A 10300-nucleotide genomic window follows, 5' to 3' on the forward strand; every position below is an offset into this window, starting at 1 on the left:
CCCGAAGCCCGCCAAGACCCGGACGCACCGCCGGCCGGCGAATCACCGATCGGTCCGTCACAGGAGTTGCGAAAAGAATCTTGGTTGCCACGGCGCAGCGCGGCATCTTCCAACGTGCGGCACTTCATTACGCGCGGATCATTGATTGTTTACGAGAACGGTGATATTCGGCCGGCCCGCGTCGGCCCGGGGAAGGGGCCGTCACCGCCGGATCAGGACCTCCGGCAGCGGCTTGCGGACCAGGTCCGGCACCGTCGCGTCCGGCGCCGGATAGCCGACCGGCATGACCAGGTACGGGCGCTCCTCCGGCGGGCGTTCACACACCTCGTTGAGGAAGCGCATCGGGCTCGGCGTGTGCGTCAGGGTGGCCAGGCTGGCGTGGTGCAGCGCCGTGATCAGCACGCCGACCGCGATGCCCACGGACTCCTTGACGTAGTAGGGCTTCGGGGACCGGGGGCCCTGGTGCACCTCGAACACCACGATCACGACCGGCGCCACCTCCAGGAAGGGCTTGTGCCAGTCCGTACCGATCGGGGCGATCGCCTCCAGCCACTGCGCCGACGCGCGCCGGGCGTAGAACTCGCGCTCCTCGGCCTCGGCGGCCTCCCGCAGCCGGCGCTTGCGGGCCGCGTCGGTGATTACGACGAACCGCCACGGTTGCAGGTTCGCGCCGCTCGGCGCGGTCGCCGCCGCGCGGATCGCCTCATCGATGACCTCCATCGGCACCGGCTGCGGCGAAAAGTGCCGGATGGAGCGTCTGGCGGCCATCCGGTCGGCGAAGGTACGCGCGTTGTGCACCATGTCCCCCGCCGCCGCCAGCCGCGAGTCGGGTCCGGGGTCACCGGTCATTACAGCCATGAACGCCTCCCGCGTGATCGACGGATCCAGCATCGCCCAACGGCGCCGGGCGCGTTTACGCAACCGTGCGGAACTTCGACCGCCGGCCGCCGCCCGGGGCGGGTGGGCGGCTCACCCGTCCGTCGACGAGCCCTGCCCGGCGGGTACCGCGCCGAGCGGCCGGTGCTCCTCGGCGGCTTCGGTCGGGCCGGGCGTGGCGAGGAGGCGGGCCGTCAGGGCGGCCAGCAGCGCGGTGCGCTCCGGCATCCGCGCGACGTCGACGTACTCGCCACGCGCGTGCGGCAGGCCCCCCACCCCACCCAGACCGTCCAGGGTCGGTACGCCGAGGGCGCCGGTGAAGTTGGCGTCGGAGGCGCCCGGGGCGGCGACGCCGCGTACGGCCGGCAGCCCGAGGTCCACCGCCACCGACTGCGCGACCCGCAGCAGCGGCGTCGACACCGAGGCCGGCAGCGGGTACCGGTTGATCCCGCCGCTGACGGCCAACCGCGCGTCGGGCAGCCGGGGGGTCAGCTCGCGGACCAGCCGGTCCACCCGGTGCAGCTCCTCGCGGGTCCAGGCGCGTACGTCGACGCAGAGGACCGCGGACTCCGGCACCACGTTCGTCATCGTGCCGGCGGTGAGGGCCGTGGGGGTCACGCTCGTCTCCCCCGCGGCGAAGGCCTGCACCGCGAGGACGTGGTGCGCGAGTTCGACCCCGGCGTTGACGCCCCGGTGCGGTTCGACGCCGGCGTGCGCCGCCCGGCCCCGCACCGTGATCCGGTAGACGGAGCCGCCCTTGCGCGCGACCTTCAGGTCGCCGCCCTCGGTGCTCGGCTCGCCGACGAGCACCGCCCCGGAGCGCCGGGCCTGCTCCTCGATCAGCGGCCGTGAGGTGGCCGACCCGCTCTCCTCGTCGCAGGTGAGCAGCAGCCCCACCCGCGAGGTGTCCGGCAGCAGTTCCAGCGCGGTGAGCATCTGCACGATCCCGGCCTTCATGTCGCAGACGCCGGGCCCCGTCGCGGTGCTTCCGGTGATCGTGAACGGCCAGTCCCGGATGGTGCCCGCCGGCCAGACCGTGTCGTAGTGGCCCAGCAGCAGCACGCGTTGGTCGGGGGCCGCCCAGAGCAGGTGCGGCAGTCCATCGAGGACGACACGACGCCCCCGCCGGCCCAGCGCGGCGTCGCCCCACGCCTCGAGCAGATCGGCGCAGGCCGCCAGTTCCCGGCCCCGCCCCGGCGGCGACTCGCAGGTCACCAACCGGCGCAACCGCGCCGTCATCACCGCTGCCCGGGCCTGCGCCCCACGCCGAAATACATCGACATCCACCATGGTCTGATGGTGGCATCGCCACCCCCGGCGACCACAGGGCGCGTCGCCGACACCGCACGGATGCGGTGCTGCGGCGCCCAACACGGCAACCTGGAAGACAGGGCCACGAGGCGGACCGGCCACCCAGGCCGGAAACGCACTCGTCCGCCCCGCCGGGCACGGCGGGGCGGACGAGGACGGTACGTCGAGGCGGGTGTCGGACGGCTACGTGGCCGCCCACCGCGGGGGTGTCGTCAGCGGCTGCCCTCGAGCTGGCCGCGCAGCTTGCCCAGCGCGCGGGCGAGCAGGCGGGAGACGTGCATCTGGGAGACGCCGACCTGCGTGGCGATCTCACTCTGGGTCAGGTTGCCGTAGAAGCGGAGGGTGAGGATCTTCTGCTCCCGCTCGTCGAGGGTGGCGAGCGCCGGGCCGAGGGCGACCCGCAGCTCGGCCAGCTCGAACTCGCTGTCCTCTGCGCCCAGGGTGTCGCCCAGCTCGGTGGCGCTGTCGCCGTCGCCGATGGGGGTGGACAGGGAGACCGCGTTGTAGGCGCGGGCGCCTTCGAGCCCCTCCAGGACCTCTTCCTCGGTGACGCCGAGGTGGACGGCGATGTCGGCGACCGTCGGCGCGCGGTTGAGCGTCTGGGTGAGGGTGCCGTTGGCCTCGGAGATGCGCAGCCGCAGCTCCTGCAGGCGGCGCGGCACGCGGATGTTCCAGGTGCGGTCGCGGAAGTGACGCTTGATCTCACCGAGGATCGTCGGGATGGCGAAGCCGGCGAAGTCCACGCCACGGGAGGCGTCGAACCGGTCCACGGCCTTGATCAGCCCGAGGGCGGCGGTCTGGGCCAGGTCCCCGTTGGGCTCGCCGCGCCCGCTGTAGCGGAAGGCGAGGTGGTGGGCCAGCGGCAGCCACGCCTCGATCACCCGCGCCCGCAGCGCCGGCCGGTCGGGGTGCCCCTCCGGCAGGGCGGCGAGGGCGGCGGTCAGCTCACTCGCGCGGGTCTCGTCACCGGGGGCCGTGGTGGTGGCGTCGGTGGTGGTGGTCGGCGCGGTCGTCGTGGTGATCATGCTGCCCTTCCTGTCCTACAGATGCGGCGACGCCGGGTACCGGCGACCGCAGTGCCACCACCCTAGACCAACGGCCGTCGCCATATCAACCGAACGGCCGATGGATAAAAGCGACAGAAACTCCCGAACAAGGCGCTAACCATGTGGTCCCCGCCACGCGCGGCTGGTGCCGCCCGTGGTTCAGGAGGCCGCCGGCCCCACGTGGAGCCGGCTCACCGTCTCGGCGACGCAGACCGGCTTGCCGCCGGCGTCGCACTCCACGGTCGCGGCGGTGACCAGCTGCACCCCGCCGGCCACCGGCGACACCTCGGCGATGGTGGCGACGGCCCGGACCGCTGTGCCGACCCGCAGCGGGGCGGGGAACCGCACCCGGTTCAGCCCGTAGTTGACCCCCATCCGCACGCCCCGCACCCGGTAGAGCCGCCCCACCAGCGCCGGCAGCAGCGACAGGGTGAGGAAGCCGTGCGCGATAGTGCCCCCGTACGGGCCGGCGGCGGCCCGCTCCGGGTCGAGGTGGATCCACTGGTGGTCGTCGGTGGCGTCGGCGAACAGGTCGACGCGCCCCTGCTCGATGCGCTGCCACGGCCCCGGGCCGAGGGTCTCCCCGACCGCGGCGGCCAGCTCGTCGACGGAGTCGAAGGTCCTCATGCCAGGTGCCCTCCCAGTCGGGTGTAGCCGCGCAGCAGGTCCCGGGCGATGATGAGCCGCTGCATCTCGTCGGTGCCCTCGAAGATCCGGTAGAGCCGGACCTGCCGGTACCACCGCTCGACGGGCAGCTCCCGGGTGTAGCCCATGCCGCCGTGGATCTGCAGCACGCGGTCCACCACCCGGTTGACCATGCCGGCGCCGTAGAGCTTCGCCATCGAGGAGGCGTGCCGCGGGTCCATGCCCTGGTCCACCGTCCAGGCCGCCCGCAGGATGAGCCAGCGGGCCGCCTCCAGCTCGGTCTCGGAGTCGGCGATCATCCACTGGATCGCCTGGTTGTCGCCGATGGGCCGGCCGAACGTCTGCCGGGTGGTGGCGTGGTCGATCGCCATCCGCAGCGCCCGCTCGGCGATGCCGACCGCGTGCGAGGGGATGGTGTAGCGGCCCTTGCCGATCCACTCCATCGCGAGCGCGAAGCCCTGGCCGGGCTCGCCGAGGATGTTCCGCTCCGGCACCCGCACGTCGTCGAAGACCAGTGCGGCCGGCCCGCCCTCGCCCATGGTCTGGATGAACTCCGAGCGCCAGCCCATGGACCGGTCCACCAGGAAGGCCGTGGCGCCGCCGTTGCGGGGGCCCTTCTCCCGGTCGGTGACCGCGATGACGATGGCGAAGTCGGCCTCGTTGCCGCCGGTGATGAAGGTCTTCTCGCCGTTGAGTACCCAGTCGCCGCCGTCGCGGCGGGCGCTGAGCCGGATGTTGGCGGCGTCGGAACCGGCGCCCGGCTCGGTGATCGCGAAGCAGCTACGCCGCTCCCCCTCGATCGTCGGGACCAGGAACTCCCGCTGCTGCTCCTCGTTGGCCCGGAACAGGATGTTGTCGGCCTCGCCGCCGAAGCGGAACGGCACGTACGAGCGGCCGATCTCGGTCCAGATCAGCGACTGGGTGACGGCCGGCAGGTCCATGCCGCCGTACGCCTCGGGGGTGGCCAGCCCCCAGAAGCCGAACGCCCGCGCCTTGAGCTGCAACTCGCGCAGCTCGTCCGGCTCCAGCCCGGGCCGGTGGGCGCGTTCGCGCCGCAGCAGCTCCGGCTCCAGCGGCATGACCTCCCTGGCGATGAAGTCGCGGGCCGTGTCGCGGATGGCCCGTTCGGTGTCCGAGAGCGCGAAGTCCATGTCCCCTCCGGGGTCGGTGCGGTGCTACGCGCGGCTCAGCGCGCGCCGCCGTTGACGTACAGGGTCTGGCCGCTGACGTACGAGGCGTCGTCGCTGGCCAGGAAGGCGATCACCGAGGCGATCTCGGCGGGCTGGGCGACCCGGCGCAGCGGGGTGTGCTCGGCGACCGCCCGCTGGTGCTCCTCGGGGCTGCTGCCCACCCGCTCGGCGGTGGCCGCGGTCATCGCGGTCGCCACGTAGCCGGGGGCGACCGCGTTCACGGTCACGTTGAACGGGCCCAGCTCGGCGGACAACGTGGCGGTGAGGCCCTGCACGCCGGCCTTGGCCGCCGCGTAGTTGACCTGGCCCCGGTTGCCCAGCGCGGAGCGGCTGCTGAGGTTGACGATCCGGCCGTAGCGGGCCGCCACCATGTGCTGCTGCGCCGCCTGGCAGCAGAGGAACATGCTCGTCAGGTTGGTGGTCAGCACCGCCTCCCACTCGGGCAGCGGCATCCTGAACAGCAGGTTGTCGCGGGTGATCCCGGCGTTGTTGACGAGCACGTGCAGCCCCCCGTACGCCTGGACCACCTGGTCGGTCATGGCGGCGACCGCTTCGGCGTCGGTCACGTCGCAGCCGATGCCGACAGCCCGGCCACCGGCGGCGGCGATCTCGTCGGCGACGGCCCGGGCGCGTACGGCGTCGAGGTCCACCACCGCGACGGCCGCGCCCTCGGCGGCGAGTCGGTGCGCGGTGGCCGCGCCGATGCCCTGCGCGGCGCCGGTGACGACGGCGACCCGGTCGGCGAATCTGGTCACGGTTCCTCCTGGCTCTAGAAGGCGTTGACGCCGGTGAGCGCGCGTCCGATGAGCAGCTGCTGGATCTGGCTGGTGCCCTCGTAGAGGGTGGCGACGCGGGCGTCGCGCAGGTACTTGCCGACGGGGTACTCGTCGATGTAGCCGTAGCCGCCGAAGACCTGGACCGCGTTGTTGGCGGCGCGCACGGCGGCCTCGCTCGCGAAGAGCTTGGCCATCGACGCCTCGGTGGCGAACGGCTCGCCCCGGTCGATCAGGTCGGCCACCCGCCACACCAGCAGCCGCGCGGCGTCGGTGTCGACGGCGATGGCGGCGAGCAGTTGCTGCACGAGCTGGTGGCCGGCGATGGGCTTGCCGAACTGGGTGCGCTGCCCGGCGTAGCCGACGGCCGCGTCCAGGCAGCCCTGGGCGATGCCGACGCAGCCGGCGGCCACGGACATCCGGCCCTTGGCCAGGGTGGCGAGGGCGAGCCGGAAGCCGGCGCCCTCCTCGCCGAGGAGCGCGGATTCCGGCACCCGTACGCCGTCGAAGCGCAGCTCCCCGGTGGCCTGCCCGCGCAGGCCCAGCTTGCCGTGGATCTCCCGCCGGGTCAGGCCCGGCGCGTCGGTGGGCACCAGGAACGCGCTGATGCCCCGGTGTCCCGGGCCGCCGGTGCGGACGAAGACCAGCGCGACGTCGGCCGTGGTGCCGTTGGTGATGAACATCTTCGCGCCGGTGATCAGCCAGTCGGTGCCGTCGCGGACCGCCCGGGTGGTCAGCGCGGCGGCGTCGGAGCCGCTGTCCGGCTCGGTCAGCGCGAAGCAGCCGAGCGCCGCGCCGGAGCAGAGCCGGGGCAGCCACTGCTCCCGCTGCTCGGCGGAGCCGTGCGCGGCGATCGACTTGGCGACCAGGCCGAGGGAGACCGAGACGATGCCCCGCACGGCGGAGTCGACCCGGCCGAGCTCCTCCAGCACGAGGCAGTAGGAGAGGTGGTCGCCGCCCGAACCGCCGTCGTCCTCGCCGATGGTGAGCCCCAGGAAGCCCAGCTCGCCGAGCTTGCCGACGATGTCCGGATCCACGGACTCGCGGCGGTCCCAGGTGGCCGCGTGCGGCACCACCTCACGGTCGACGAAGTCCGCGGCTAGCCGGCGGACCGCCGCCTGCTCGGCGGAGAGTTCCAGATCCATGAGGCTTAAACTAGCGGTGCAAGTTTAATTCCGTCCAGACCCGGTTGTGGCAGAGTCTGCGACGGACCACCCCGAGCGAAGGAGGACGGATGCCCCGGCCGCGGCAGGCGCTGCTCAGCCGGCAGCGGATCGTCGAGACCGCCGCCGCGCTGATCGACGCCGAAGGGCTGGAGGGCTTCTCCACCCGCCGGCTCGCCGCCGAACTCGGGGTACGCGGACCCTCGCTCTACAACCACTTCGCCACCAAGGACGAGATCCTCGACGCGGTGGCCGACAGCGTCACCAGCCAGGTGGACGTGTCGTTCTTCGGCAGCGTCGACTGGCGCGAGGCGCTGCGCAGGTGGGGGCACTCCTACCGGGCGGCGCTGGCCGCGCACCCGAACATCGTGCCGTACCTGGCCCGGGGACCGGGGCGCCGACCGGCGGCGCTGGCCATGGCCGACGCCGTCTACGGCGGGCTGGTCGCCGCCGGGTGGCCGCCAGCCCGGGCGACCCACGTCGGCGCGCTCATGCGCTACTTCGTGGCCGGCTCGGCGCTGGGCTCGTTCGCGCGGGGCTTCGTCGAGGACCCCGGGCTGTACGCGGAGCAGTACCCGCACCTGACCCAGGCCCACCGGCTGGCCGAGCACCAGCAGCGGGTGGACGAGGGCGCCTTCGCGCTGGGCCTCGACGCGCTGATCCACGGACTGTCGCGCACCTACGAGGAGCACATCGGGCCGCTGCCGCCCCTCCCGCCGGCCGACGACGCGTACTAGAGTCAAAACTTGCGCTGCTAGTTTCGGCCGACGTACGTGAGGGGCACGATGGATCTCGCACGGACCGACTTCTACCTGGACGGAGAGTGGGTCGCCGCCGGCGCCGGGGAGACCGTCGCGGTGCGGAACCCGGCGACCGAGGAGGTCGTCGCCGCCGTCCCGGCCGGCACGCCCGCCGACGTCGACCGCGCCGTCGCGGCGGCCCGGGCCGCCTTCCCCGGCTGGGCCGACGCCGCGCCCGCCGAGCGGGCCGCCCGCCTGGACCGGCTGCACGCCGCGCTCTCCGCCCGGGCCGACGAGATCGCCCGCACCGTCGCCCTGGAACTCGGCACCCCGCTGAAGGTCGCCACCCGGGTCCAGACCGGCCTGCCGCTGACGGTCCTGCACAGCTACGTCGAGCTGGCGGCCCGCCCCCCGGCCGACGAGACGGTCGGCAACTCGCTGGTGGTCCGGGAACCGGTCGGCGTGGTCGGGGCGATCACCCCATGGAACTACCCGCTGCACCAGGTCGTCGCGAAACTGGCCCCCGCCCTGGCCGCCGGCTGCACCGTGGTGCTCAAGCCGAGCGAGCTGACCCCGCTGACGGCGTACCTGCTCTTCGACGCCGTCCACGAGGCCGGCTTCCCGCCCGGGGTGGTCAACCTGGTCACCGGCACCGGCCCGGTCGTCGGCGAGGCCATCGCCGCGCACCCGGACGTCGACATGGTCTCCTTCACCGGCTCGACGGCCACCGGACGGCGGATCTCCCACCTCGCCGCCGACCGGATCGCCCGGGTCGCCCTGGAACTCGGCGGCAAGTCGGCCAGCATCGTCCTCGACGACGCCGACCTGGCCACGGCCGTCAAGGTGGGGGTCGGCAACGCCTTCCTCAACTCCGGCCAGACCTGCGCCGCCTGGACCCGCCTGCTCGTGCACCGCGACCGCTACGACGAGGCCCTCGACCTGGCCGCCAAAGCCGCGGCGGGCTACCGGCTCGGCGACCCGTTCGACCCGGCCACCCGGCTCGGCCCGCTGGTCTCCGCCGCGCAGCGGGAACGGGTCCGCGAGCACGTCGCCCGGGGGCTGGCCGACGGGGGCCGGCTCGTCGCCGGCGGGCCCGACGCCCCGCTGCCCGAGCGGGGCTACTTCGTCGCCCCGACGGTGATCGCCGACGTCGACCCCGACAGCGCCCTGGCCCAGGAGGAGGTCTTCGGCCCGGTGCTCGCCGTCATGCCGTTCGACGACGATGACGAGGCGGTGGCAATCGCCAACAACTCCCGCTACGGGCTGGCCGGCGCGGTCTGGTCGGCCGACGAGGAGCGGGCGCTGCGGGTGGCCCGGCGGCTACGTACCGGCGCCGTCGACGTCAACGGCGCCCCGTTCAACCCGCTCGCCCCCTTCGGCGGCTACAAGCAGTCCGGCCTCGGCCGGGAGCTGGGCCGGCACGGGCTCGAGGAATTCCTCCAGGTCAAGGCCATCCAGCGATGAGGGCGCTGGTCGTCCGGGCCGTCGACGCCCCGCTGCGGGTGGAGGAGATCGAACTGCCGGCCCCCGGCCCGGACGAGGTACGGGTGAGCGTCCGCGCCGCTGGCGTCTGCCACTCCGACCTGTCCATGGTCGACGGGACGCTCGCACCCCCGTACCCGCTGGTGCTGGGGCACGAGGCGGCCGGGGTGGTGCTCGCGGTCGGCGACGCCGTCACGCGGGTCGCGCCCGGCGCGCACGTGGTGCTGAACTGGGCCCCGCCGTGCCGCAGCTGCTGGTACTGCGGGCGGGACGAGCCGTGGCTGTGCGAGCGCACCGGGTCGCCGTCGGCCCCCCGGGGACGCACGCCGGCCGGCGAAGCGCTGCACGTCACGCTCGGCCTCGGCGCCCTCGCCGAGGAGGTGGTGGTGCCCCAGGCCGCCGTCATCCCGGTTCCCGCGGAGCTGCCCTTCGAGGCGGCGGCGCTGCTGGGCTGCGCCGTGCTCACCGGCGTCGGCGCGGTCCGCCGCACGGCGAGGGTGGCCCCCGGCGAGTCGGTGGCCGTGATCGGCCTCGGCGGGGTGGGGCTGTCGGTGGTCGCCGCCGCGCGGGCCGCCGGCGCCGACCAGGTGCTCGCCGTCGACGTCTCCCCGACCAAGAAGGCGCTGGCCGTCGCGGCCGGCGCCACCGACTTCCTGCTCGCCGACGAGACGCTCAGCCGGGCGGTCCGGGAGCGGACAGCGGGTCGGGGCGTCGACCACGCGCTGGAGTGCGTCGGGCGGTCGGCCACGATCCGCACCGCCTGGCGCGCCACCCGCCGGGGCGGTCAGGTGACAGTCGTCGGCATGGGCGCCAAGGACGACATCGTCGGGCTGGGCGCGCTGGACATCTTCCACTCGGCCCGGACCCTGCGCTCCTCGGTCTACGGCTCCTCCGACCCGGACCGGGACGTGCCCGAGCTCGCCCGGGCCGTGCTCGACGGCACCCTCGGCAGCTGTGGTTCTCCACCGTGAAGTCGTGCGCCACCAGCCGGTCCAGGGCCCTCGGTAGCTCCGGCGGCTCCACCTCGACGAGGAAGCCGAGCTTGCCGACGTGTACGCCGAGCACCGGCTTCGG

Annotated in this window: 10 protein-coding genes and 1 pseudogene; 3 read left to right on the top strand and 8 right to left on the bottom strand. The window is 73.9% G+C overall.

Annotated elements, in window-relative coordinates; all coding sequences use genetic code 11:
- Positions 1-201: 201 nt before the first annotated feature.
- The 7 genes from F6X68_RS25600 to F6X68_RS25630 form a co-directional block, all read right to left on the bottom strand.
- Positions 202-801 carry a nitroreductase family protein gene (locus tag F6X68_RS25600; RefSeq protein WP_225852425.1) on the bottom strand — a complete coding sequence of 200 codons (600 nt, stop codon included), beginning with the start codon at positions 799-801 and terminating at the stop codon, positions 202-204.
- Between the two features lie 168 nt (positions 802-969).
- On the bottom strand, positions 970-2115 hold the full coding sequence (locus tag F6X68_RS25605) for a M20/M25/M40 family metallo-hydrolase (RefSeq protein WP_225852424.1): 1146 nt from the start codon (positions 2113-2115) through the stop codon (positions 970-972).
- Positions 2116-2399: 284 nt separating this feature from the next.
- Positions 2400-3212 carry a SigB/SigF/SigG family RNA polymerase sigma factor gene (locus tag F6X68_RS25610; RefSeq protein ID WP_151456677.1) on the bottom strand — a complete coding sequence of 271 codons (813 nt, stop codon included), beginning with the start codon at positions 3210-3212 and terminating at the stop codon, positions 2400-2402.
- A 180-nt stretch (positions 3213-3392) separates the two neighbouring features.
- Positions 3393-3860 (bottom strand): MaoC family dehydratase, encoded by a 468-nt coding sequence (locus F6X68_RS25615; protein ID WP_151456678.1) that lies wholly within the window; start codon positions 3858-3860, stop codon positions 3393-3395.
- Positions 3857-5029: an acyl-CoA dehydrogenase family protein gene (locus F6X68_RS25620; protein ID WP_151456679.1), complete on the bottom strand. Its 1173-nt coding sequence runs from the start codon at positions 5027-5029 to the stop codon at positions 3857-3859. The genes F6X68_RS25615 and F6X68_RS25620 overlap by 4 nt, the downstream gene beginning before the upstream one ends.
- Before the next feature lie 35 nt (positions 5030-5064).
- Positions 5065-5823 carry a 3-oxoacyl-ACP reductase FabG gene (fabG, locus tag F6X68_RS25625; protein ID WP_151456680.1) on the bottom strand — a complete coding sequence of 253 codons (759 nt, stop codon included), beginning with the start codon at positions 5821-5823 and terminating at the stop codon, positions 5065-5067.
- Between the two features lie 14 nt (positions 5824-5837).
- On the bottom strand, positions 5838-6986 hold the full coding sequence (locus F6X68_RS25630) for an acyl-CoA dehydrogenase family protein (RefSeq protein WP_151456681.1): 1149 nt from the start codon (positions 6984-6986) through the stop codon (positions 5838-5840).
- An 89-nt stretch (positions 6987-7075) separates the two neighbouring features.
- Between F6X68_RS25630 and F6X68_RS25635 the strand changes: the two genes are divergently transcribed.
- From F6X68_RS25635 to F6X68_RS25645, 3 genes are read left to right on the top strand one after another with little or no spacing between them, the layout of a single operon-like run.
- Positions 7076-7741, top strand: a complete 666-nt coding sequence (locus F6X68_RS25635; RefSeq protein WP_151456682.1) for a TetR/AcrR family transcriptional regulator — start codon at positions 7076-7078, stop codon at positions 7739-7741.
- A gap of 48 nt (positions 7742-7789) precedes the next feature.
- The gene (locus F6X68_RS25640; protein ID WP_151456683.1) at positions 7790-9208 is read left to right on the top strand and encodes an aldehyde dehydrogenase family protein; all 1419 of its coding nucleotides are present in this window, start codon (positions 7790-7792) and stop codon (positions 9206-9208) included.
- Positions 9205-10197, top strand: a complete 993-nt coding sequence (locus F6X68_RS25645; protein ID WP_151456684.1) for an alcohol dehydrogenase catalytic domain-containing protein — start codon at positions 9205-9207, stop codon at positions 10195-10197. The genes F6X68_RS25640 and F6X68_RS25645 overlap by 4 nt, the downstream gene beginning before the upstream one ends.
- Here F6X68_RS25645 and F6X68_RS25650 read toward each other — a convergent pair.
- A pseudogene (locus tag F6X68_RS25650) lies at positions 10166-10300 on the bottom strand (NAD(+)/NADH kinase); the annotation flags it as partial. The gene F6X68_RS25645 and the pseudogene F6X68_RS25650 sit on opposite strands and share 32 nt — an antisense overlap.

Origin of the sequence: Micromonospora sp. AMSO12t (assembly GCF_008806585.1) — a bacterium.
In the GTDB taxonomy this organism is placed as follows: Bacteria; Actinomycetota; Actinomycetes; order Mycobacteriales; family Micromonosporaceae; genus Micromonospora; species Micromonospora reichwaldensis.

Coding starts and splice junctions, on each gene's coding strand:
- F6X68_RS25635 (WP_151456682.1), top strand. CDS start 7,076: ATGCCCCGGCCGCGGCAGGCGCTGCTCAGCCGGCAGCGGATCGTCGAG.
- F6X68_RS25605 (WP_225852424.1), bottom strand. CDS start 2,115: ATGACGGCGCGGTTGCGCCGGTTGGTGACCTGCGAGTCGCCGCCGGGG.
- F6X68_RS25630 (WP_151456681.1), bottom strand. CDS start 6,986: ATGGATCTGGAACTCTCCGCCGAGCAGGCGGCGGTCCGCCGGCTAGCC.
- F6X68_RS25610 (WP_151456677.1), bottom strand. CDS start 3,212: ATGATCACCACGACGACCGCGCCGACCACCACCACCGACGCCACCACC.
- F6X68_RS25615 (WP_151456678.1), bottom strand. CDS start 3,860: ATGAGGACCTTCGACTCCGTCGACGAGCTGGCCGCCGCGGTCGGGGAG.
- F6X68_RS25645 (WP_151456684.1), top strand. CDS start 9,205: ATGAGGGCGCTGGTCGTCCGGGCCGTCGACGCCCCGCTGCGGGTGGAG.
- F6X68_RS25600 (WP_225852425.1), bottom strand. CDS start 801: ATGGTGCACAACGCGCGTACCTTCGCCGACCGGATGGCCGCCAGACGC.
- F6X68_RS25620 (WP_151456679.1), bottom strand. CDS start 5,029: ATGGACTTCGCGCTCTCGGACACCGAACGGGCCATCCGCGACACGGCC.
- F6X68_RS25640 (WP_151456683.1), top strand. CDS start 7,790: ATGGATCTCGCACGGACCGACTTCTACCTGGACGGAGAGTGGGTCGCC.